Here is a 23,031-nt window from a genome sequence, read left to right on the forward strand (position 1 = left end):
GCCCCCGGCCGCGGGCCGGACGACCGTCAACCGAGCTGCCGGTTGCGCCCGGCGAGCACCCCCGCGAGCAGCTGCGCCACCATCAGCGCCGCCATGAAGACCAGCGGCACCTGCCAGTCATCCGTCCGCTCATACAGCGCCCCCACCAGAATCGGTCCCGGAATCGACATCAAATAGCCCACGCCCTGCGCAAATGCCGACAGCCGCGTCACGGTCGCGCCGTCCCGGCCGCGCATCCCGATCATGGTCAACGCCAGCGGGAACGAGCAGTTGGCGACCCCGAGCAGCACGGCCCACAGCCATGGCACCGCCGAGGGGGCCGCCCACAGCCCCGCGTACCCGGCGAGACCGAAGACGGCGAGGACGACGGCGATACCGCTCTGGTGGCGCAGCCGCCCCGCGACGGCGGCCAGCGCGAAGGACAGCGGAACGCCGAGCACCGAGGTCACGGCGAACAGCAGCCCCGCGGACTCGGCGGAGAGCCCGGCATCGCGGAACATCGTCGGCAGCCAGCCGATGATGACGTAAGCGGCGGTCGCCTGAAGGCCGAAGTAGACGGCCAGCGCCCACGCCGTCGGACTGCGGCGCAACCGGACGTCGCGCCCCGCCGCGGCACCCGGCGCGCCCGGCACCCGCCCCGCGTCGGCCACGTCGCGGCGGCGCACGAGGCGCAGCCAGGGCGGCACGGCGACGGCGGCAAGCAGCGCCCACGTGCCCAGGCCGATCCGCCAGTCGCCGTCGGCGACGTTCGCCAGTGGCACGGTCGCGGCGGCGGCGCCGGACGCCCCGAGGTTCAGCGCCATCGAGTACAGGCCCGTCATGGCGCCGACGCGGTGCGGGAAACGCTGCTTGACCACGACCGGCAGCAGCACGTTGGCCACCGCGATACCGGCGAGCGCCAGCGCGCTCAGCGCGACGAACAGCGCGGTGGCGTGCGCAAAGGAACGCAGCACGAGCCCGGCCGTGATCGCCGCGAGCCCGGTGACGATGACGGCCTCCGCCCCGTACCTGCGGGCCAGGCGGGGCGCGGCGAAGCCGATCAGCGCGAAACACACCGCCGGCAAGGAGACCAGCAGCCCGGCCAGGGTGGCGCTCATCCCCAGGGAGGCACGGGCCTCTTCCAGCACCGGGCCGAGACTGGTGACCGCGGGACGGAGATTCAGCGCCGCCAGGATCAGCGCGGCGACGGCGAGCCGGCGCACCCAGGCGGCGGAAGGAGGCGCAGCCCGCCGCCGCGCGGCCCGGTCCGTGGCCACGGACTCCTCGTTCGACATCCGGGCATTCTAGATTCGGAAAACCGGCATCCCGCAGACCGAACGGGGCCGGGCGGCCCCGGGCCGGAACCGCACGCGAGCCGCACTCACCACGCCGGCGCCGCGGGCCGACCGCGGCGGGCCGCGGCGAGGTGTGCCAGCACATCGTCGAACGTGTCCGCGAGCCAGGTGGCCCCGGCCACGCGCAGCTGGCGCGCGCCGTGCACACCGTAGGTGACGGCGATCGACCGCATGCCGCAAGCCTTGGCCATCAGCAGGTCGTGCGTGGTGTCCCCGACCATCACCGCCTCTTCCGGCACGGCCCGCAAGGCGCTCAGGACCGCGAGGCCGGTCTGCGGATGGGGTTTGGGGTGGGTGACCTGGTCGGCCCCGATCACGACGTCGAACTCGGCCCGCAACCCGGCCGCCGTCAGCAGTGCGTCCGCGCCGGCGTGGAACTTGCTGGTCGCCACCGCCAGCCCCACCCCCTGCGCCCGCAGCGCGGCGAGGCCGGCGGCCACGCCGGGAAACAGCAACTGCCCGGCCCTGGGCAGCACCAGCTCCGCGAAATAGCGCTGATACCGTCGGATCGCCTCATCGATCTGCGCGTCCTCCGGCTCGTCCGGCAGCAGTTGCCCGAACGCCCGCTCCAGGGGAATGCCGATGGTCGCGCGCACCGCGGCCGGGTCGGGCCATACCAGGCCCATGGAGTCGAAAACCGCCGTGAACGTGGCCACGATGCCGCGCGGCGTGTCGATCAGCGTGCCGTCGAGGTCGAAGACGGCGACCGCGGTCACCGTTCCGCCTCGGCGCCGGCCGCGCCCGCAGGGACCCGCCGGGCCCCGTTCCCGGCGCCCGGCCGGGGCCGGCAAGCCGTCACGTCGCTCCGCTCCGCGCGGCCGTTCCGGTCGCCCGCCGGTCCGCGGTCCCGCGGCTCCGCAGGAGATCCCACACCGTTCCTCGGCGGCGGTGGCACCGACCGGCGGTGGGGGAGCGCGGCGGGGCCGCGGATAATCGACGGACGCGCGGAGGCGCGGAGCGAGGTGCGGCCAGGCTTCCGACGGCGGATACGGTCATGCGACGATTCCCCCCGGTGATCGGCAATGCCCCGGCGCCCGGCGATGACCGCGCGCTGCGCGCGCCGCCATTCGCGCTGGTGCCGCAAGATCGCAAAAAACGCTACCGGGCGGCCGGTGCCGGGGCAACAGGGCCTCGGCAGGATGGCGAATTCCGTCTTCCCGCCCCGCGAGGCAACGGCGGGGAACCGACCGGCGCCGCACGGAGCATTCCCCGGCGCCTCACCGCTCCGCGAGAGGCCGGCGGCTCCTGGACCGGTGCGGGGCGCGGCGCCCTGCGCCTCCGGGCCGGGCGGGCGGGGCCGTGGAGTCGCGCAGGACGATGCGGTTGAAATTCTCGATGTCCCTGGGGCCGATGGCCGGCTCGCCGCGCAGCAGGGCAAGCAACCGGCGCACCGCTTCGCGCCCCTGGCGCTCCCGGTCGACGGCGATGGTCGTCAGGGACGGGCGGAAGAAGCGGCTGAGCTCCAGATCGTCCCAGCCGAAGACGCTCACGTCCTGGGGCACGCGCACGCCGGCACTCTGCAAGCCGGTGATGACGCCGTACGCCACGTGGTCGGACGCGGCGAACACCGCGGTGGCCCCGGAGCCCGCGATGACCTCGGTCGCCGCATGCCACCCGGACTTCGCACTCCAGTCGCCCCCGACCACGGCCAGCGATTCGAGTCCCAACTCGGCGATGGTCGCCTCGTACACCGCCCGCCGGTCCCTGGCCGAGGGCCACTGCGGGTGTCCGGCGACGTGGACGAAGCGGCGGTGGCCCAACTCCGCCAGGTGACGCAGCATGTCGGCGGCCATCGAACCCTCCGCGAACAGGCCGAGCGACCGCATGTTGTCGTCATACGCGCCGTCCACGATGATCGGCACCGGGAAGTCCGCCAGCGCCAGCCCTCCGAAGCTGTCCCCCAGCGACGTGAACGACAGGATGCCGTCGGTGCTCTCCGGCTGGAGCAGCGCCTCCAGCCGGGCGGCGCGCGCAGTGGCGTCACCCTCCAGGCTCACCACGTCCAGCAGATACCCCGCCTCGTGCGCCGCGGCGGCCGCACCGCTGAGCACCCGCGTCGGCACCCGCCCGGTCAGACCGGGGAGGATCGCCGCGATCCGGTTCGACCGGCGGGTGCGCATCGTTCTGGCCGCCAGATTCGGCCGGTATCCCAGCTCCGCGACCGCCTGCGCCACCCTGCGGCTGGTCTCCGGACGCATGGTCGGGTCCTCGCGCAGGAAACGGGACACGGTCTGGTGCGACACCCCGGCCAGCCGGGCGACCTCATGGATGGTCGGCCTTTTCCCGGCGCGTGAGCCCGCGGGCAGTCTGTCCACCATGCGCGTCACCCTATCCGCGCACCCTCCGGCCGCGCGCGGCTCCGCCGGGAAGGCCGGGCGAGGACCCCGCCCCGGCGGGCGGATACGGCGCCGGGGCGGGATCGTCGGCGGTGCGGGGGAGCGTGATCAGGGACTGGAGCAGGTGATGTTGCCGGGCTCGGTCGCCGAGTTGCCGGTGACGGTGAAGCCGAACGTGACGGTGCCATGGGGCGCGATGCTGCCGCTCCAGGGGGCATTGCGCACCGTGACGGTTCCGCCGGTCCCGGTCCGCTCGCCGTTCCAGAGGCTGCTGATGGATTGGCCGGAGGCAAGGGTCATGCTGACGGTCCAGCCGTTGATCGCGCCAGTGCCGTTGTTGCGCACCGACACCTGGCCCTGGAAGCCGCCGGACCAGCTGTTGATGGTCTGGTAGGTGGCGGTACAGGCGTCCTCCGTGCCGCCGCCACCGGTGTCACCCCCCGTGTCGCCGCCGGTGCCGCCGTCGTCGGTCAGGCTCGGAGTCTGCCAGTCCCGCCATTCCGACAGGTTGCCGGACTTGCCGGCGGCGATCCTGAACGCGCCAGGAGCATCGCCCGTTCCCAGCAGGAACTTCTCGATGTGCTGCTGCAACGGGCCCCGCCATTCGTTCCTGGCGGCGCAGTGGTTGCCGTCCTGGACGTCGGACCAGTAGGTGATGTTGTCACCCGCGCCGAGCGCCTTGTAGACCTCCGCACCGCCCAGGGCCGCCACGCTCCCGGACCTGGCGCCCAGCCAGTCGATGTGCGGGTTCTCCATGATGAACAGCCCACGCGGCGCGACCATGGCCACGATTTGATGCGTGTCCACCGGAAGCATGGCCGGATTGCTGGTGAAGGACCCGAACGCGTCGCCCAGCCACGGCTGTTCCGAATAGGCGCTGCTCAGCGGCTGCGAGCCGTTCTCCCCGGGAATCCCGCGGAAAATGGGGGCACCCGCGGTACCCGACTCGATCGGCATGGTCAGATCGATGCGCTGATCGAACGCACCGGCCACGAAAGCGCCCTTTCCGAACCGCGAGCATCCCGTGACGCCCGTGGCATCGGCCTGGAGAACGCTGCCGTCCGACTGCTCGATGACGTCGATGATCCGGCTCACCCCCCAGGACCAGGCCATCAGCAGCCCCGTGCTGCTCGACGAGCCGTAAATGCTGTAGAACGCGCCCTGCTTGTTGTTCCGCGGCGTTCCCTCGTTCCCCACCAGGTAGGGGTCGAAATTGATGACCGCGGCACCGGAGGCTTTGATGGTGCTGGTGTCCGCGCCGAATCCACCGAGGACGACGACTGCCGGGAAGGGGCCGGGGCCACTCGGCAGGTCGACGCTCGCCGAGAAACTGGCATTCCTGCCCTGGTCCGTCACGTTCACGGTGATGCTGGTCGTCGAGACCGTTCCCGTGACACTGTCGGGGCTTTCCGGCTTCTGGCCGTAGACGGAGCCCTCGGCCAGTTCCCGGATCTCCGCCCGCCGGCACCGCCAGTCGGACGTGTCGGTGATGCGCGTACCGTCGATCCGCGTGAAGGGGTCGGGAAGCAAGGAGTCGGCAGTCGAGCCGCCCGGATCGGGCACCGGGCAGTCGGCGCCGTCGTCTTCATCGGCGGCTTCGACCTGCGGGGCGGCCCGAAGGCTGCCGGCGGTGCCGGTCTGAGCGGTGAGGGTGGTGGTTGCCAGGCTCGCGACGGCCACGAAGGCCGCGGCTGCCCACACCCGGGGTCGATATCGATGGAAGCGCATGGGGACCTCCAGAGAGGAAGGCGGGCATCGCGTCGTATACCTGCCGGTGCACGCCAGATAGTGGGGAGTGTGCCGGTCCGGCCCGGCGGAGGTGCCGTCGCGAACGCGGCGGCAGGGGAAGAGGTGTGCGCGCGCCCAGGTCAGGGCGCTGTGCGGGCCACCAGGCGCCGGAACCGACCCTTGGGAGCGCTCCCAGAGTAGGAATGGGCCCAGGGCATGACAACAGTGGTGCGCGAACCGCCTCAGGTTGGCCGTTCTGCTACTCCTGCCGACGCGTGTGACGCGGGCGACGACCGGGCGAAATGGTAGGAACCGGCCGCATCTTCCATCGTTTCCCGCTCTGGCCGGTGAAAACTTCCGGCCAATTTCCGGTATATGAGTCACTGTCTTCCGGAAGATTTGTCGGCCCGAGACGTCGAGGCGAGGGGCGTCGGGCCGTCACCCGGTCATCCGGTCGGCAGGGAGCGGGCCTGTGGCGCCGTGCCTTGTCCGGCAGGTTCACTCCGGCTCCTGCTGGAGACCGACACCGGGCAGCGCGGAAGAGGGTCCGCCGCGCGGCGTCGGCAAAAGTTGGCGAACGTCCCGGTCGCCGCCCGGAACGTGGCCTGCCCGGGCTGACGGCAGGCCGTCCGCGAAGTGACGCCGCTCGCAGAGCATGCCTCGACCCGGCCGCAGGCGATCTTGAGCCCGCGGCGGCCGTGGTGGCAGGTCCGGACTGCGGGGCCGGCGGTCGCCTGCCTGCCAGATCGTCGCGTCCGGCCGCGTTGGCATGACATGGTCGTCGGGTACGGAGCCCGACCGGCCGAAAGGACCCCATGCCCGCCTACGCCATAGCCCATCTCCAGGAGGCCGCCCCGCACCCGGAGATCGCCGAGTACGTCGAGCGCATCGCCGGCACCTTCGAGCCGTACGGCGGCCGTTTCCTGGTGCACGTCACACAGCACGAGGTGAAGGAGGGCAGCTGGCCCGGGCACGTCGTGATGATCGGCTTCCCCGGGATCGCCCAGGCGCGGGCCTGGTGGGACTCTCCCGCCTACCAGGAGATCGCCCCGCTGCGCTCGCGGCACATCAAGGGCGACATCATCCTGGTCGAGGGCGTCCCCGCGGACTATGACCCGACTGCCACCGCGAAGGCGATGCGGGACGCCCTGACGGCCGGGTAACCCCCGGGTCCGCACCGGGCCCGGCCGTGCCGCTGCCGGAGGCGCCGCTCGAGACCGGGCGGCCGTTGACGCCGAAGGCGGACCCCTACGGCCGCGTCGATCCGCTCCGCACCGACGAGTCGGGATACTTGGAAACCGGGAACTCGACCGCTGGACCGAGACCTTCACCGACCCCGCCGCATCAAGGCCGGCTCCGACTTTCACCGCTGCTTCCGCCTCGCCGGTACCCGAGCCCGAGCCGAAGTGCCCGTGTGATGACTCCGGGTTCCCCGCCCATGGTTCGGACTCACGTCAGGCAGGACGGGACCTACTCGAAGGGCACGCACTCATGCGCACTCTTTATGTCGTCACTCACCCGGAGGCGACGCACCACGTCGAGGGAGTCGTCGGCGGGTGGCATGATTCGCAGCTGACGCCCGCCGGCATCCGCGCGGCGGCTTCTGTTGCCCAGGCGCTGCGGGCCCAGGTCCCGGACGGCGCCGAGGTGGAGCTGTTCTCGTCCGATCTCCGGCGCACCCGGCGGACGGCCGAGGAGGTCGCCGAGCTGTTCGGCGTCAAACCCGTCCTGGATCGCAGGCTGCGGGAGAAGTCCTACGGAAGCGCGGGGGGAAGGCCGCAGGAGTGGCTGGACCGGCGCTTCGTCCCGCCGCCGGCCGTCGGGGAGCGGCTGGAGCATGACGAGGGCGTGGCGGGGGCCGAGACCAAGGCGGCGTGGGCGCAGCGCATCTACGCGGCTATGGACGACATCCTGCAAAGCCCGTGCGAACACCAGATCATCGTGACGCACGGCGGCTCCCTGACGTTCGTCGTGGCGTCCTGGATCAAGATGCCGATCGAGTCGGTCGGCTATGCCAGTTTCCCCGTGCCCTCCGGCAGCATCACCACGCTGCGCGAAGACGACTTCTTCCACAACCGCCAAGTCGTCAGTCTCGGCGACAGCCGCCATCTCGACTCCGCCAAGGATGGCTGACGTCGGCCGGGCCATCTGCGGCCGTCCCGCTCGTCAGTGCCGTGCCGACTGCCCCGCTCGCAGGATCTCCTCTGGCGCCGTGCGTCATCCCCAGTTGTGATCTCCGGTGAAACCGTCGATGGATTCGCGGAGAATGTCCGCGTGACCCGCGTGCCTGGCGACTTCTTCGAGCATGTGGATCAGTGCCCAGCGCAGAGAAACGGTGGCGCCGTCGAAGAACGCGAATGCGGTGCCGGTGGCGTCGATGTCCAGGCTCTCGATCGCTTGGTCCGCGGCGGCCCGGGCGCGGGCGTAGAAGTCCAGGATGTCCTTGGCCGGCTCGTCAGCGGAGACGTGCCAGTCGGACGCCTCGTCGCCTTCGACTTCGAAGGGAAGGGGGTCGCATTCGCGGCCGAAAGTCAGGCAGAACCAGCCGAGTTCCGCGCCGGCGAGATGCTTGAGCAGCCCGAGGAGGCTGGTGCCCGACGAGGCCACCGGGCGACGCAACTGATCGTCGTCGAGGCCCTCGAGCTTCCATAGCACCGCGTCGCGGTGCCGGTCCAGGGCGATATGCAGGCTTTCCTTCTCGCCGCCGGTGAACGGCACGTGTGTGACCATGCTCCGACTCTATGGGCTGAGGCCGCAGGCGGCCTCAGCCGGCAATCCGCGAGCCGCGAGGTGCCGGACAGGAACGAGGCAGCGGCCCGCGAGGGCGTGTCCGGTGCGGGCAGGCGGGTGGAGCGCGGTTCTGCCGACCTTCTCGGCCGACGCGGAGTTCAGCGGTCGGTGGTGGACCGGCGGAGTACCCGGCGCAGCTCGTCGGTGTGCTGCTCGACGCGTTCGGGGTGGCCGTGGTGCTGCGCCGGGGTGTTGTGGAACAGCACCACGCGCCACGCTCCGGACCGGTGCTCGGCAACCAGCGACTGGACGGCGTTCGCGGCCGGATTCAAGTCGGTCCCGCCCGGCGGGACCATGCCGACGATGGCGCGCAGCAGGGCCACGCCCTCGGCCGGCACGCGCACCTCGCGCACCTGCCACACGTACGACGCGGTGGGGTGGTCCGCGAAGATCGGGGTCAGGTGGTCCTCGACCTCCGCTCCCGGCACCTGGCTGCCGTCGAACCCGATCAGCGCGCCGTCGGGGGCGAACAGCGCCGCGTACGCCGGGGCGTCGCGCCGGTTCCACGCGCCGAGCAGGTCCTCGTACAGTGCCCGCACCGCCGCTTCGGCGGCGTCGCTCTGTGCAGTCGTCGCTGACATGCGCCTCATCATGCCACCGGGCCGGGCGCGCGGCCGTCCGGGCGGACCGCACGCCGCGCACGCGAACGCATGCGCCGAACGGCCAGTCTGCGGCGCCGTCGACGGGTCCGGATCTTCCGCGCTCCGGTGATCGGGCTCTTGCCGGTCGATCAGGGTTCGGCCCCGAAATTCCGGAAGTGCCGCGGAAGTTTCCGACGCGGCCGTCCCTCCGGTGCGGTCATCGGCCGCGACCGCCCGGACACGGCAACCGGCGAAGGCCCGCCCGCGCGGCGCGGCCGGACGGGAATCGGCGGGCACAGGCCCGAGCTTGCCGGTCGCCGGAGCGGGGGCCCGTTGCCTTCCGGGCCGCCCGCCTTCTCCAACCCGGCTCGCGCCGGACGGTGTTGCCGAGTTGCCGAGTTGCCGAGCGGCCCGGCAGGCGGGCGGTCGCCCGAGACCACCCTGTCCGATCTGTCCGACTCGACACTGCCCCATCCGGTCTGCCGGCCCCTGAGTCGTCCGGTGCGCGGCTCGTGGCCCCTTCGGTGTCGGCAGCACCACGGCATATCGATACATCGCTAATTCCGCGGAGAGCCCGTTGGCCCGCAGGGCGGCGGACCGCGCGGCGTTGATGATCCGAGGCCGGAAACGGCTCACCGCCTCGGGCGTCGCATTCGCCGTGCGCAGGAGTGATCGTTGTCGGGAATGGGTGATCCTTCCGGTGATGCGCCGATGGGCGTGATTTCCTGCCCCGGACTGCTCGGAGCAAGTCACCTCACCACCACGGGAAAGGCAGGAGCATGCCCAACGAGCCCGAGACCGATATCGACGCGGACGAATCGCTGCGAACTGACGAGGAGATGGAGAACGAGAGCGAGGAGGAGGTCGAATCGAATACCGAGACCTTCTATCAGCAATATGCGGCAGAGATCGAAGAGATGCGCAGGGCTCTCCAGCCGTTGCTCGACGACCTGGACGTGCGGTTCCAGGACACCATCGACCTGGACAACCTGGACGCCGAGCCGCAGACGCTGGACGAGTCCACGGAAACCATCAACGGAGGCATGACCGATGAGCTGAAGCGCATGGTGGACGAGGCCGTCCGGCAACGGATGGACGACCTCGGACTCCAGAAGCGCAAGGGGAGGCTCTGGTCCCGGGTAAAGGGGTGGCAGTTCGCGCTCGCGGTGTGGGGCGCGCTGGGAGGGACGCTCACGGTCACGATGGCCGTGATCAATTTTGTGCTCGACCGGAAGAAGGCGGGCCGGGGGGAGGGGCCGCGGGACACCGGCCCGGGAGAAGGCTCCCAGCTGACCGACGAGCAGAAAGCGAAGGTCGAGGCGCAGCTCGAACGCTGGTGGGCACTGGACGACGGTCAAGTGTGGGCCCGCGTGGCGGAGCAGGTGGACCGGCGGAATCCCTCGCTGCAGGGGCAGATTCTTCTGCTGAGTACCATCAAACTGTTTGCGGCGGACCTGCCCACACCCTTTGTCTGGGACAGCGCCGGGGACAAGGCAGCCGCCGTGAACAGCTGCGTGGCCGCATATAACTCCCCCGGGGCGGCGGCGAATTCAAAATCGCGCGCACTGTACGACTTCGCGGGAGCCTACCGCTACCAGGGGGAGCCGATTCCCCGGCAGGTGATGGCCGACGTCGTCGAACTCGCGCTCTACCAGATCATTGTCGCTCGCCCGAAGATGACCGGGCCACGCCTTCACTTCCCTGACCAGCCCCGGACCGTGGACGCACGCCTGTACGCCAGCAGATACCTCGGGCGGGCCCGGCGCGGCGAGCGGCTGCTCTACCGGCACAAGCCCCAACACCTCCGCGGTGTGCTCACCCGCCGCACCGGCCGGCTTCCGGTGTTCAGCCCGGAGCAGGTCGAGGACTGGCTCAGGAAACTTCCGGACGACAAGCAGCAGCAGGTACGCGCATCGATGGCAGCGGCGCTTCCGCAGTGGCGACGGAATTATCCGCTCCTGAGAGGGGAGGAGATCACGGAGGAGCGCATCACGGCGCTCTCCGACCTGTGGAAGGGAAACGAGAAGTACACCCTGGTCTACACGCGCAACGCAGGCCCGGCGGCATTGGCAGTTGTGGCCCAGGGATGTTCCGTGGACCCCGAAAGCGGCACTTACCGGTGCCTGGAACGATCAGCCGCCTCGTCTCGCCCCGGGACCCCGGCTGTCGGTGACGGAACGCTGGATATCGTCGAGCAGTGCCTGAACACCCTCGGGCAGATCGCGTTCACCTGCGGGCCCGAGGGGCAGGTGGTGGGCGCCGCTGCGCTCATCCTCAACACGATTCTGAGCGTCGGGTTCGGCCAAAGCCAGGTCAACCTCCCCAAGGTCATCGACGACATCATGAAGCAGGACCTGGCGGAGGATCACATCTACCAGGACATGACGCACTTGCTCACGTACACGTCGTGGATCGCCGAGCAGGCCGAAGCGGCCATCGAGAACGACTACGACTACAAACAAGGACAGGCGTACGAGGAGACGCTCGCCGACATCAAGACCAGCGTGAAGAACGCCCTCGAACCCAACTTCCCGCTCCTCCAGACAATCAGCGATCTACAGAACGGTGAGTACCCGAGCGACCCCGAGTTCCAGCTCATGGCACTGCCCGTGCTCCTCGTGGGCATCTCGATCCATCTGCTCTACCTCCAGATCAGCATCTTGCTGTCCAACGACGCGACCACCTTCAAGTCCCCCGCGACCGTCTACCTGGTGAACGCGGCGAAGGACTACCTGGCTCACCTCCAGGACAAGGTCGGCACCATTTCGGACCGCTACGCCCAGCGGATGGACGCCTCGCACACCGCGATCGGGGAAACGACCTTCACTCACTGCGCGGGTATCCAGTGCGGAGACGAGCACATCATCTTCTTCCAGGACTGGAACACGTCTCAGTACCCACAGCGCGAGAGCCTGCCCCTGCCGGAGTCCGGGGAAAGCAATCTTGTCTGGTACGCATACTGCGACAGTGAAAAGGGCGGAGGCTGGGACTGTCCCTCGGGTGACGCCCAGTCCGCGTACACGGACTACTGGCAAGGAGTGGACACCGACTTCCGCAATCATTACAACTACAGCAGTAAGCGACAGGACGACCTTTCCCAGGCGATCGCGAGTGTTCAGGCGATCATCGACAGATACGAGCCGCTGCTCGGCGGCTGATACCGCCGGACTGCCCGCCTTCACTCCGTCTCGGGAAGCGGACCGGATTACCGGAGATGTGGCGAGTTCAGCTCGATCGCCGGGCAGCGGTCCATGACCATGTCCAGGCCCGCGGCGCGCGTGCGTGTGCAGGCGTCCTCGTCGATCACGTCGAGCTGGAACCAGACCGCCTTGGCGCCGATGGCCACCGCCTCGTCGGCCACCGCGCCCGCCAGTGAACTGTTCACGAAGACGTCCACGACGTCGACGGGGAACGGGATGGCGGACAGCGAGGGGTAGCCCGGTTCGCCGTGCACCGTCTCGGCCTTGGGGTGGACGGGCACGATCCGCTTGCCGAACCGCTGGAGCACCGCCGCGACGCCGTGGGCCGCGCGGCCGGGGTTCGAGGAGAGTCCCACGATGGCCCACGTGTCGCCGAGCTCGGTGAGGATCTTGCGGACGGTCGCCGGGTCGCCGTACATCATCTGCCTCCTGGGATGCGAAGCCGTACCTGGTACAACCGGCTCCGCCGCACGAAATTCCTGGCGCGGGCGCGGGCGCGGGCGCGGGCGCGGCACAGCCACGGCTCCCCCCGGCGCGGAGCCGGGGGGAGCCGCCGGGCCGGGACGCAGCGGGCCCGGGTCTCGGCGTTACGCCTCGCCGTCGGTCAGCGAGACGTCGTCCAGGCAGAACGTGTACGGGTCGGCGCTCCCGCCGATCTGGAACGCGAGCTGGGCCGCCGGGTCGTCGGCGGTCGCGGTGAAGGTGTGCGTGATGGGCTCGGCCGTCTCGGTGAGCGCGTCCTGCGAGGTGAATTGCTGCTCGTAGGGCTCCGCCGCCTCCTGCACGTTGACGGTGATGGTGGTCGCGACCGAGGCGCTCGCGGTGTAGGAGAGCGTGTACTCCTGGCCCGCGACCAGCGCGATGTCGTCCTGTCCGATGATCGCGTCCCAGGGATTGGTGGTGCCGCCCGGCACGTCGGCGCACAGGACGCCGTCGACGACGGTGCCGGGGTTGTCCTCGGTCCACCACCAGGGGGCGCCGGTCGCGTCGGAGAAGTCGCCGTTGACGACGAGTTCCGCGGCCGCGGAGGGCGGCTCGGCCGCGAACGCGGGACCCGCCAGGGCACCGCCCAGGAGTGCGGCGGCGGCCACCGCGCCCAGGGCGCGGCGCCCTCCGCGGCGGGCGCGCGGCGTTCCCTCGGGCTCGTATGGCGCAGAAGTCATGGTGCCATCCTTTCCGGCTGTTCCGCCGGTGTGGGGTGCGGAACGACCGCATGGGGCTGCTGGGGCTCCCCGTGGGGTGGGAGCGCTCCCATGCTCGGCCGGGGCCCGGGCGCCGTCAATGCGTCCGGGGCGTCATCCGGCGAAACATGCACGGAACCCGCGCGTTACCCGGCGGTGTGGCAGTCGCTGTGCGGGCGCGGCGGGGATTCCGGCGTGTGCCCTCGGAGCCCGCGCCCGTTGCCCGTGCCGGAGGGTTGCGTAGGGTGACGGGATGCGCGACGGGTATGTGACGGTGGCGGGCGAGGGCGTGCACGAGACCGAGGTCAACAGGTCGCGGTTCCTGTGTGCGCTGGCCCCGGCGGCCACGGAGGAGGACGCGCAGGCGTTCATCGCCCGGGTCCGCGCCCTGCACCCCACGGCCTCGCACCACTGCTTCGCCTACGTCATCGGCGCCGATGCCGCGATCCAGAAGGCGGGCGACGACGGGGAGCCCGGGGGGACCGCGGGGCTTCCGATGCTCCAGATGCTGCTGCGCCGCGAGGTTCGATATGCCGTTGCGGTGGTCACTCGGTACTTCGGCGGCACGAAGCTGGGCGCCGGCGGCCTGATCAGGGCCTACGGCGGCGCCGTAGGGGCGGCGCTGGATGCGCTCGGCACCGTCACCAGGCGCCGGCTGCGGCTTGCGGTGGTCACCGTCGACCACGGGCGGGCGGGGCGGCTGGAGAACGACCTGCGGGCCACCGGCCGGGACGTCCGTGGGGTGACCTACGGCGCGGAGGTCGTCATCGAGGTGGGGCTGCCCGAGGCGGAGGCCGAAAGCTTCCGGGCCTGGCTGGCCGGGGTCACCGCCGGCGGGGCGCGGCTGGAGCTCGGCGGCGAGACGTACGGTCCCGGCTGAACCCGGAAGCCGCCAGGTGGGCGCGGGGGGCCGGAGGGCCGGGGGCGGCCGCGGGGCGGCGGGCGGGCCCGAAGGGTCCGGAATAGCGGTCGGCGGTGTCGCGTTCAGCGGGAAGTTGAACAGTAAACTAAGTGAGGTGGGCACGATGCAGTTCGGAATCTTCACCGTCGGCGACGTCACCCCCGACCCGACCACGGGCCGGACGCCGACCGAGCACGAGCGGATCATGGCCATGGTCACGATCGCGCTGAAGGCCGAGGAGGTCGGCCTGGACGTCTTCGCCACCGGCGAGCACCACAATCCGCCGTTCGTGCCCTCCTCGCCCACCACCATGCTCGGGTGGATCGCCGCGCGCACCGAGCGGCTGCTCCTGTCGACCGCCACCACGCTGATCACCACGAACGACCCGGTCAAGATCGCCGAGGACTTCGCCATGCTCCAGCACCTGGCCGGCGGCCGGGTGGACCTGATGATGGGCCGCGGCAACACCGGGCCGGTCTACCCGTGGTTCGGCCAGGACATCCGCCAGGGCATCCCGCTGGCGATCGAGAACTACGCGCTGCTGCACAAGCTGTGGCGCGAGGGCGTCGTGGACTGGGAGGGCCGCTTCCGCACCCCGCTCCAGGGCTTCACCTCGACGCCGCGGCCGCTGGACGGCGTCCCGCCGTTCGTCTGGCACGGCTCCATCCGCAGTCCCGAGATCGCCGAACAGGCTGCGTTCTACGGCGACGGATTTTTCGCAAATAATATCTTCTGGCCCAAGGAGCACTTCCAGCGGCTGATCAGCCTCTACCGCGAGCGCTACGCGCACTACGGGCACGGCAGCGCCGAGCAGGCGTACGTCGGTCTGGGCGGGCAGGTGTTCATGCGGAAGAACTCGCAGGACGCCGTGCGCGAGTTCCGCCCGTACTTCGACAACGCGCCGGTCTACGGCCACGGCCCCTCGCTCGAGGAGTTCACCGAGCAGACGCCGCTGACCGTCGGCAGCCCGCAGGAGGTCATCGAGAAGACCCTCACCTTCCGCGAGTCCTTCGGCGACTACCAGCGGCAGCTGTTCCTCATGGACCACGCCGGGCTGCCGCTGAAGACGGTGCTGGAGCAGCTCGACCTGCTGGGCGAGGAAGTGATCCCCGTGCTGCGCGAGGAGTTCGCCAAGGGGCGCCCCGCCGGCGTTCCCGGGGGGCCGACCCACGCGGCCCGCGTGGCCGCCGCGGAGCGGGCCGCGGGCGACGACGACCGGGCGGCGTCCGCCGCCTTCGGGACCCGGGCCTGACGGCCCGGCCCGGCAACTGAGCAACCATGCGAGCGAGGAGGAGCAGACGATGACGACCCACGGGCTCGTGGTGGTCACGGCCGGCCTCGGCCGGCCCTCCGCCACCCGGCTGCTGGCCGACCGGCTGACGGAGGCGACCGGCCGCCACCTGGCGGAGGCGGGCCGGGAGGTCGAGCCGACCGTGATCGAACTCCGGGAACTGGCCACCGACATCGCCGGACACCTGGTCACCGGATTCCCCGCGCCCGCGCTGCGCAGGGCACTCGACGCGGTCGGGAACGCGGACGGGCTCATCGCCGTCAGCCCGGTCTTCGCGGCCTCCTACAGCGGGCTGTTCAAGTCGTTCTTCGACCTCCTCGACCCCACCGTCCTCACCGGCAAGCCGGTGCTCATCGCCGCCACCGGCGGCACCCCCCGCCACTCCCTGGCCCTGGAGTACGCGCTGCGCCCGCTGTTCGTCTACCTGCACGCCACCGTCGTGCCCACCGGCGTGTTCGCCGCGGCGGACGACTGGGGCTCCGGCGCGAGCGCCGGCACGGACACCCTGCCCGCCCGCATCGACAGGGCCGCGGCGCAGCTGGCCGCGCTCCTGCCCGCCGCGGCGCGGCCGGCCGCGCCCGAGGAGCGGGTGGTCCCGTTCGAGCAGCAACTCGCCGCGCTGCGCCCGGACTGACGGGCGCCCGGTCCTGCGGTCCGCGGACGCCCGGCAGGGCCGCTGTCGTACCCCGGTGGCAGACTGAAACGCGTGATCATCGGGGCGGCCCGCGCGGCGGGCCCTGCGGAGCGAAGGGCGGGAGCGCGATGAGGTTCCTCCACACCTCGGACTGGCACCTCGGCCGCTCCCTCCACCGCGTCAGCATGCTCGCGGCGCAGGAGGCGTTCCTCGACCACCTGGTGGCCACCGCGCGCAAGCAGCGCGTGGACGCCGTGCTCGTCGCGGGAGACATCTACGACCGGGCCGTTCCGCCGCTGCCCGCCGTGGAGTTGTTCGACGACGCCCTGCACCGGCTCGCCGGCCTCGGGGTGCCCACCGTCATGATCTCCGGCAACCACGACTCGCCCCGCCGCCTCGGCGTCGGCGCCGGGCTCATCGACCGCGCGGGCATCCACCTGCGCACCTCCCCGGCCGACTGCGGTACCCCCGTCGTCCTGGCCGACGCGCACGGCGACGTGGCGGTCTACGGCCTGCCCTATCTCGAACCGGCCCTTGTCCGCGACGAGTTCGGTGTCGCAGCGGCCGGGCACGCGGCCGTCATCGGCGCCGCCATGGACCGGGTCCGCGCCGATCTGGCGGCCCGCCCCGCCGGGACCCGCTCCGTCGTCCTCGCCCATGCCTTCGTCACCGGCGGCGAGCCGTCCGACAGCGAACGGGACATCACCGTCGGCGGTGCGGCGGCCGTGCCCGCGGCCGTCTTCTCCGGCGTCGACTACGCGGCGCTCGGCCACCTGCACGGCTGCCAGCGCATCACCGACCGCGTGCGGTACTCCGGATCGCCGCTCGCCTACTCGTTCTCCGAGGCGGCACACCGCAAGACGACCTGGCTGGTCGACCTCGGCGCGCGCGGCGAGGTGCGCGCCGAGCGCGTCGACTGCCCCGTGCCGCGCCCCCTGGCGCGTCTCCGCGGCCCGCTGGACACGCTGCTCGCGGACCCGGCGCTGGCGCGGCACGAGACGTCGTTCGTCGAGGCGACCCTCACCGACCCGTCCCGCCCGGACGAGCCGCTGGCGCGGCTCGCCGAGCGGTTCCCACACGTCCTCAGCCTCCTGTTCGAGCCCGACCGGCCCGACGCGGCGCCCGCGACGTACGCGCAGCGGCTCACCGGCAGGACCGATCAGCAGATCGCCGAGGACTTCGTGACGCACGTCCGCGGCGGCCTCCGCCCCGACGAGCGGGAACGGGCGGCGCTTCGCGAAGCGTTGCAGGCCGCCCGTGCCACGGAGGTCTGACCGTTGCGTCTGCACCGGCTGAGCCTCACGGCCTTCGGGCCCTTCGGCGGCACCCAGCACATCGACTTCGACCAGCTCTCCGCCGCGGGTCTCTACCTGCTGCACGGCCCCACCGGCGCGGGCAAGACCTCCGTGCTCGACGCCGTCTGCTACGCCCTGTACGCCTCCGTGCCCGGCGCCCGCCAGGCCAGCCCGCAGTCGCTGCGCAGCGACCACGCCGCCCCGCACACCGCGACCGAGGTCGTCCTCGACCTCACCGTCGGCGGCCGGCGTCTGGAGATCACCCGCCGCCCCGAGCAGGAGCGGCCCAAGCGGCGCGGCACCGGCACCACCCGGGACCGGGCGCGCAGCCTGCTGCGCGAGCACGACGCGGTCACCGGCACCTGGCGGCCCGTCAGCCACTCCCACCAGGAGATCGGCGAGGAGCTGGGCGGGCTGCTCGGCATGAGCCGCGACCAGTTCTGCCAGGTGGTGCTGCTGCCCCAGGGCGACTTCGCGCGCTTCCTGCGCGCCGGCGCCGAGGACCGGGCCAAGCTGCTGGGGAGGCTGTTCGACACCCGCAGGTTCGCCACGGCGGAGGCCCGCCTCGCCGAGCTGCGCGCCGAGGCGGTGCAGCGCGTCCGCACCGGGGACGAACGGCTGCTGGCCACCGCGCACCGCATCCAGCAGGCCGCGGCCCCGCTGCCGGGCGAGCCGGCCGGTCCCGAGGACGCGGCGCCCGGTGACCCGCATCTCGCCGACGCCGTCCTCGCGTTCGCCGCCCGGGCCCGCTGCACCGCCCGCGAGCGCCGCGACATCGCCGCCGCCGCACTGCGCGCCGCCGAGGCCGCCCACGCCACCGCGCAGCGGGCCCACGCCGACACCGCCGAGCGGGCCAGGCTCCAGCGGTCCCACGCCGAGGCCACGACGCGCGCCGCCGCCCTCGCCGCGCGCCGCGCCGCGCACGAGGCCGACCGGCTGCTGCTGGAGCGGGCCCGCGCCGCCGACACCGTCGCCCCGGCGCTGCGTCTGCGCGACGCCGCGGAGGCCGAGCACCGCGCCGCCGCGCGCGCCGAGCGCGAGGCCCGCGCCTGGCTGCCGGCCGGGCTGGCCGACAGCCCCGCCGCCGTGCTCGCCGGGCGCGAGCGCGGGGCGCGGGAGCGGCTCGGCGCCCTCGCCGCGGCCCGGCACGCGGAGGAGCGCGCCCGCGCGATCGGCGCCGAGCTGACCTCGCTCGCGCAGGAGGGCGAGGAGGCGCAGCGCATGCTCGACGCGGCGGAACGGCGCCTGCTGCCGTGGCCCGAGGAGCAGGCGCGGCTGCGGCAGGCCGCCGAGGCGGCCAGGGACGTCGGCGCGCGCGCCGGGCGCACCGAGGCGCTGCTCGCGCCGGCGGAGCGGCGCCTCGCCGCCGCCGGGCGCCGCGACGAGCTGGGCGCCGCCCTCCGCGGTGCCGAGGGGGACCTGCTGACCGCCCGCGAGCGGGCCGCCGACGCCTACGCGCACTGGCTGGACCTCAAGGACGCCAGGCTGCGTGGCATCGCGGCCGAGCTGGCGGCGGGCCTGGCACCCGGCGAGCCCTGCGCGGTGTGCGGCTCGGCCGACCACCCGCGCCCGGCCCTGCCCGCCGCCGGGCACGTCGACCGCGCCGCGGAGGAGGCCGCGCTGGCCGCTCACCGCGCCGCGGAGCAGCACCGGGCCGCGGCCGAGCAGCGCCTCGCCGCCGTCCGCGAGGAGCAGGCCGCGGCCGGTGCCGCCGCGGGCGAGGAGCCCACCGGCGAGCTGGCCGTGGTCGTCGAGGAGCTGCGCGCCGAGCACGCCGCCGCGCTGCGCGCCGCCGGCGGCGAGCCCGCCGCGCGCGCCGCCCTGGCGGCCGCGGAGCGCGAGCACGAGGCGGTGCTCGCCACCCGCCAGGACGTGCAGCGCCGGGTGGCCGCGCTGGCGTCGCGGCGCGACGCGCTGCGCGCCGAGCACGCCGCCGCGACCCGCGAGACCGACCGCGCCCGCGAGGGCGCCGCGGACGTCGCCGGGCGCGCGGCCCAACTCGCCCGCGACGCCGAGGTCCTGGCCGCGGCCACCGCCGCGGCCCGCGCCGCGGAGGAGACCGCCGACCGGCTCAAACAGGCCGACGGCCGCGCCGCGGACGCCGCGTTCCGCGCCGGTTTCGACACCACGCGCGCGGCGGTCGCCGCCCTGCTCGACGGCGCGGCGCAGCGGGACGCGCAGCGCCGCCTCGACGCGTGGCAGGCCGAGGAGGCGTCCCTCGCGGCCGTCCTCGGTGACGCCCGCGTCGCCGCCGCGGCGGCTCTGCCGCCCGCCGATCCGGCCGCCGCGGAGGAGTGCCTCGCCGCGGCCACCCGGCGCCTGCGCGCCGCGTCGGCGGCCGAGGCCGCCGCGGCCACGCGCTGCGCCGACCTCGATGCCCTGTCCGCGCGCGCGACCGCGGACGCCGCGGCGCTCGCACCGCTGCGCGCGGGGAGCAGGCACATCACCCGCCTGGCGGGCCTGACCGCGGGCACCTCCCCGGAGAACGAGTACCGGATGCGGCTCGAGACCTACGTACTGGCCGCCCGGCTCGAGCAGGTCGCGGCCGTCGCCAGCGTCCGCCTGCACCGCATGTCCGCCGGGCGGTACGCCCTGGTCCATTCCGACGCCAGGGCGGGCCGGGCCCGTTCCGGTCTCGGGCTGCACGTCCTCGACGCCTGGACGGGGCGCACCCGCGACACGGCGACGCTCTCCGGCGGTGAGTCGTTCTTCGTGTCCCTCGCGCTGGCCCTCGGGCTGGCCGACGTGGTCGCCGAGGAGTCGGGCGGCCAGCGGCTCGACACGCTCTTCATCGACGAGGGTTTCGGCAGCCTCGACGAGCAGTCCCTCGACGAAGTGCTCGACGTGCTGGACTCGTTGCGCGAGCACGACCGCAGCGTGGCCATCGTCAGCCACGTGCCCGACCTGCGGGCCCGGATTCCCGCCCAGCTCCAGGTGGTCAAGACCCGGCAGGGCTCGACGGTCCGGCTCCGGACGGCGCCCCTGGGGCCCTGATCGATCGGCGCGGCAGCGGCGAGGAGTACACCACGCTGGTCGTCACCGCGCCCAGGCCGCTGATCCGCCCGGTGATCTCCTCCAGGTGCCGCATCGACCGCGCCGCGACCTTCAGCACGAAGCAGTCGTCGCCGGTCACGTGGTGCGCCTCCAGGATCTCCTGGGTGGAGTCGAGCAGCTCGTGGAACGGGCGGTAGTTCCCGTGCGGGTAGCGCAGGCGCACGAACGCGAGCACGGCGAGGCCCACACGTTCCGGGTCCACCACCGCTGTGTAGCCGGCGATCACGCCCGCGTCCTCCAGGCGGCGCAGGCGTTCGGTGACGGCGCTCGCCGACATGCTCACCGCGCGGGCCAGCTCCGCGTAGCCGGCCCGTCCGTTCGCCTGGAGCGCGGCCAGCAGGCGCCAGTCCGTCGCGTCCGGGGAAAAGTCGGTCATGGCGCTTGGTAGCAGGGAAATCCCCGTCGAGGCAAGCCGATTGCCGGGGGATGTGCGTTCCGCCGGGCGGTATCCGTCCGTAGATTTCCCGCCATGAGAGATCCGTTCTCCCCCGCGCCCGAGGCCGTCGGCCACTTCGCCGCCCGCCTCGCCTTCCACACCGACGTCGCCGACGTGCACGCGGCCGTACACGCCGCGCCGCGCGACGGCGGACCCGGCTTCGTCCTGGTCGACTCCCGTGCCCCGGCCGCGTGGGACGCCGGGCACGTGCCGGGCGCCGTTCACCTGCCGACCGCCCGCATTCCCGAACTGGCCCCGCGGCTGCTCGACCCTGCGGTGCCCGTCGTCGTCTACTGCTGGGGGCCCGGCTGCGACGGGGCGGCCCGCGCGGCACTGGCCCTGGCCCGGCTCGGTCACCGGGTCAAGGAGATGCTCGGCGGCTTCGAGTACTGGGTCCGCGAGGGCTTCCCCGTCAGGCACGGGGACGGCGCCCTGCGTCGCGCCGCCCCCGACCCGCTGGTCGCTCCCGAGGCCCCCGCCTGCCACGGCACCTGCTGACGTCACCGGCGCGGAGCACGGGTCCAGGCCCGTGCCGCCGCCCGCCCGCCCGCTCGCCCGCTACAGCGCGGACAGTTCGGCGACCAGGTCGTCCAGCCCGAGCGAGCCCTGCGAAAGCGCCGCCATGTGCCACTTCTTCGCGTCGAACGCCGCACCGTGCGCGGCCCGCGCCGCCTCCCGGCCGCGCAGCCAGGCCCGTTCGCCCAGCTTGTAACCGATGGCCTGACCCGGCATGCCCAGGTAGCGCACCAGCTCGCTCTCCACGAAATCGCCCGGGCGCCCGCTGTGGCGGCCGAAGAACTCCTGCGCGAGCTCCGGCGTCCAGCGGCCGCCCGGGTGGAAGGGGGAGTCGGAAGGAATGGGCAGCTCCAGGTGCATGCCGATGTCGATGATCACCCGCACCGCGCGCATCATCTGGCAGTCCAGGTAGCCGAGCCGGCGCTCGGCGTTGTACAGGAAGCCCAGCTCGTCCATCAGCCGTTCCGCGTACAGGGCCCAGCCCTCGGCGTTCGCGCTGACCATGCCCACGGTCGTCTGGTAACGGGACAGGTCCTCGGCGACGTGCACCCACTGCGCCAGCTGGAGGTGGTGGCCGGGCACCCCCTCGTGGTACCAGGTCGACACCAGGTCGTAGACGGGGAAACGGGTCAGGCCCTGGGTGGGCAGCCATGTGCGGCCCGGCCGGGAGAAGTCCAGCGAAGGGCTGGTGTAGTACGGGGCCGCGGCGCTGCCGGGGGGCGCGATCATCGACTCCACGCGCTTGACCCGGTCCGCCAGCTCGAAGTGCGTGCCGTCCAGGGCGCCGATCGCGTCGTCCATCAGCCGCTGCAACCAGGCCCGCACCTCCTCCACGCCCTCCACGGCCTCGCCCTCGGTCTCCAGGTGGCGCAGCGCCTCCCACGGGGTCGCGCCCGGCAGGATCTTCTCCGCCTCGGCCCGCATCTCCGTGTGCAGCCGGTGGAACTCCGACCAGCCATACGCGTAGGCGTCGTCGAGGTCCAGGTCGGTGCCGTTCCAGTAGCGCACCCAGCGCGCGTACCGTTCGCGGCCCACGATCTCGGGCGCGCCCTCCACCGCGGGCGCGTAGGTGTCCCGCAGCCAGTCCCGCAGCGTCGCCACGCCATCCGTCGCCTCGCGTGCCGCGGCGTCGAGCTCCGCGCGCAGCGCCTCGGGTCCGCCGGACACGAACTGGGTGAACCAGCCGCCGCCCGGCGCGCCGACCCACTCGCCGAGCTGCCCGATCACCGTCGCCACCTGGCGCGGGCCGGCCGGCAGGGAACGGCCCAGGCCCTCCGCGAGCGAGATCCGGTAGCCGTCCAGGGCCGCGGGCACCGCCCGCAGGCGCCGTGCCACGGCGGCCCAGTCCTCGTCCGTGTCGGTCGGCGTGATGGTGAAAACCTCGCGCACGGAGTGCACGGGGGAGTGGATATTGCTGACGGCGCGCAGCGGTTCGCCCGCCTCGTGCACCGCGAGCTCCGCGGTCAGCCGCTCCCGCAGCAGCCGGGCGCACCGGCGCTCCGCGTCGCTGTCTCCGTCCGGCAGCCCTTCCCCGGCGGGCAGCCGGTCGAGGGTCGTACGGGCGAGGTCCGCCAGGGCGTCCGCTCCGGCGGGCGAGAAGTCGGGCAGCCGGTCGGCGCTCCCGGGGACCCCGAGGAAGGTTCCGGTGATCGGTTCCAGCTCGACCAGCTCGTCGACGTAGGAATCGGCGAGACGGCGGGGGAGCAGTGCATGTGGGTCTTCTGACATGGACCCATCCTGATACGCGCGGGCCG

At 72.7% G+C, this 23,031-nt stretch carries 19 protein-coding genes; 9 read left to right on the forward strand and 10 right to left on the reverse strand.

The features are described from left to right. Positions 1-26: 26 nt before the first annotated feature. From STBA_RS33575 to STBA_RS33590, 4 genes are all read right to left on the reverse strand, one after another. A complete protein-coding gene (locus tag STBA_RS33575) occupies positions 27-1,274 on the reverse strand; it encodes an MFS transporter (RefSeq protein WP_077062767.1) in 1,248 nt (415 codons plus the stop codon). 86 nt (positions 1,275-1,360) lie between these two features. Beyond that, positions 1,361-2,050: an HAD-IA family hydrolase gene (locus STBA_RS33580; protein ID WP_077062768.1), complete on the reverse strand. Its 690-nt coding sequence runs from the start codon at positions 2,048-2,050 to the stop codon at positions 1,361-1,363. Positions 2,051-2,551: 501 nt separating this feature from the next. Continuing rightward, complete coding sequence (locus STBA_RS33585; protein ID WP_079252297.1) at positions 2,552-3,652, reverse strand: LacI family DNA-binding transcriptional regulator; 1,101 nt, start codon at positions 3,650-3,652, stop codon at positions 2,552-2,554. 126 nt (positions 3,653-3,778) lie between these two features. After that, positions 3,779-5,371 (reverse strand): cellulose binding domain-containing protein, encoded by a 1,593-nt coding sequence (locus tag STBA_RS33590; RefSeq protein ID WP_253195175.1) that lies wholly within the window; start codon positions 5,369-5,371, stop codon positions 3,779-3,781. Positions 5,372-6,213: 842 nt separating this feature from the next. On the opposite strand from STBA_RS33590, the gene STBA_RS33595 reads away from it, so the two are divergent. Both STBA_RS33595 and STBA_RS33600 read left to right on the forward strand, forming a co-directional pair. Then, positions 6,214-6,561 carry a DUF1330 domain-containing protein gene (locus tag STBA_RS33595; protein WP_077062770.1) on the forward strand — a complete coding sequence of 116 codons (348 nt, stop codon included), beginning with the start codon at positions 6,214-6,216 and terminating at the stop codon, positions 6,559-6,561. Positions 6,562-6,889: 328 nt separating this feature from the next. Further along, positions 6,890-7,531 carry a histidine phosphatase family protein gene (locus STBA_RS33600; protein WP_077062771.1) on the forward strand — a complete coding sequence of 214 codons (642 nt, stop codon included), beginning with the start codon at positions 6,890-6,892 and terminating at the stop codon, positions 7,529-7,531. Between the two features lie 84 nt (positions 7,532-7,615). Here the strand turns inward: STBA_RS33600 and STBA_RS33605 are convergent, their stop codons facing one another. Beyond that, a complete protein-coding gene (locus STBA_RS33605) occupies positions 7,616-8,128 on the reverse strand; it encodes a DinB family protein (protein WP_077062772.1) in 513 nt (170 codons plus the stop codon). 158 nt (positions 8,129-8,286) lie between these two features. Next, entirely contained in the window at positions 8,287-8,769 is a 483-nt protein-coding gene (locus tag STBA_RS33610) for an SgcJ/EcaC family oxidoreductase (RefSeq protein WP_077062773.1), read from the reverse strand. Positions 8,770-9,548: 779 nt separating this feature from the next. Between STBA_RS33610 and STBA_RS33615 the strand changes: the two genes are divergently transcribed. Continuing rightward, on the forward strand, positions 9,549-11,927 hold the full coding sequence (locus STBA_RS33615; RefSeq protein ID WP_077062774.1) for a hypothetical protein: 2,379 nt from the start codon (positions 9,549-9,551) through the stop codon (positions 11,925-11,927). 47 nt (positions 11,928-11,974) lie between these two features. On the opposite strand, the gene STBA_RS33620 is transcribed toward STBA_RS33615, so the two are convergent. Further along, positions 11,975-12,388, reverse strand: coding sequence for a CoA-binding protein (locus STBA_RS33620; RefSeq protein WP_077063795.1), 414 nt, complete (start codon positions 12,386-12,388; stop codon positions 11,975-11,977). A 168-nt stretch (positions 12,389-12,556) separates the two neighbouring features. Further along, positions 12,557-13,132 (reverse strand): carbohydrate binding domain-containing protein, encoded by a 576-nt coding sequence (locus tag STBA_RS33625; RefSeq protein WP_079252298.1) that lies wholly within the window; start codon positions 13,130-13,132, stop codon positions 12,557-12,559. Positions 13,133-13,403: 271 nt separating this feature from the next. Here STBA_RS33625 and STBA_RS33630 point away from each other — a divergent pair, with 271 nt between their 5' ends. The 5 genes from STBA_RS33630 (at position 13,404) to STBA_RS33650 (ending at position 20,265) form a co-directional block, all read left to right on the forward strand. Continuing rightward, a complete protein-coding gene (locus tag STBA_RS33630) occupies positions 13,404-14,030 on the forward strand; it encodes a YigZ family protein (RefSeq protein WP_077062776.1) in 627 nt (208 codons plus the stop codon). Positions 14,031-14,175: 145 nt separating this feature from the next. Next, the gene (locus STBA_RS33635; RefSeq protein ID WP_077063796.1) at positions 14,176-15,303 is read left to right on the forward strand and encodes an LLM class flavin-dependent oxidoreductase; all 1,128 of its coding nucleotides are present in this window, start codon (positions 14,176-14,178) and stop codon (positions 15,301-15,303) included. A 49-nt stretch (positions 15,304-15,352) separates the two neighbouring features. Then, on the forward strand, positions 15,353-15,976 hold the full coding sequence (locus STBA_RS33640; protein ID WP_077062777.1) for an FMN reductase: 624 nt from the start codon (positions 15,353-15,355) through the stop codon (positions 15,974-15,976). A 128-nt stretch (positions 15,977-16,104) separates the two neighbouring features. Beyond that, the gene (locus STBA_RS33645) at positions 16,105-17,250 is read left to right on the forward strand and encodes an exonuclease SbcCD subunit D (RefSeq protein WP_077062778.1); all 1,146 of its coding nucleotides are present in this window, start codon (positions 16,105-16,107) and stop codon (positions 17,248-17,250) included. 3 nt (positions 17,251-17,253) lie between these two features. Then, the gene (locus STBA_RS33650; protein ID WP_077062779.1) at positions 17,254-20,265 is read left to right on the forward strand and encodes an SMC family ATPase; all 3,012 of its coding nucleotides are present in this window, start codon (positions 17,254-17,256) and stop codon (positions 20,263-20,265) included. Here the strand turns inward: STBA_RS33650 and STBA_RS33655 are convergent. Continuing rightward, on the reverse strand, positions 20,210-20,701 hold the full coding sequence (locus tag STBA_RS33655; RefSeq protein ID WP_077062780.1) for an Lrp/AsnC family transcriptional regulator: 492 nt from the start codon (positions 20,699-20,701) through the stop codon (positions 20,210-20,212). The genes STBA_RS33650 and STBA_RS33655 overlap by 56 nt on opposite strands. Before the next feature lie 93 nt (positions 20,702-20,794). On the opposite strand from STBA_RS33655, the gene STBA_RS33660 reads away from it, so the two are divergent. Then, positions 20,795-21,259, forward strand: a complete 465-nt coding sequence (locus STBA_RS33660) for a rhodanese-like domain-containing protein (protein ID WP_077062781.1) — start codon at positions 20,795-20,797, stop codon at positions 21,257-21,259. A 60-nt stretch (positions 21,260-21,319) separates the two neighbouring features. Here STBA_RS33660 and STBA_RS33665 read toward each other — a convergent pair whose 3' ends face one another. After that, a complete protein-coding gene (locus tag STBA_RS33665) occupies positions 21,320-23,005 on the reverse strand; it encodes a DUF885 domain-containing protein (protein ID WP_077062782.1) in 1,686 nt (561 codons plus the stop codon). Positions 23,006-23,031 lie beyond the last annotated feature (26 nt).

Source organism: Streptomyces sp. MP131-18 (assembly GCF_001984575.1).
Lineage (GTDB): Bacteria > Actinomycetota > Actinomycetes > Streptomycetales > Streptomycetaceae > Streptomyces > Streptomyces johnsoniae.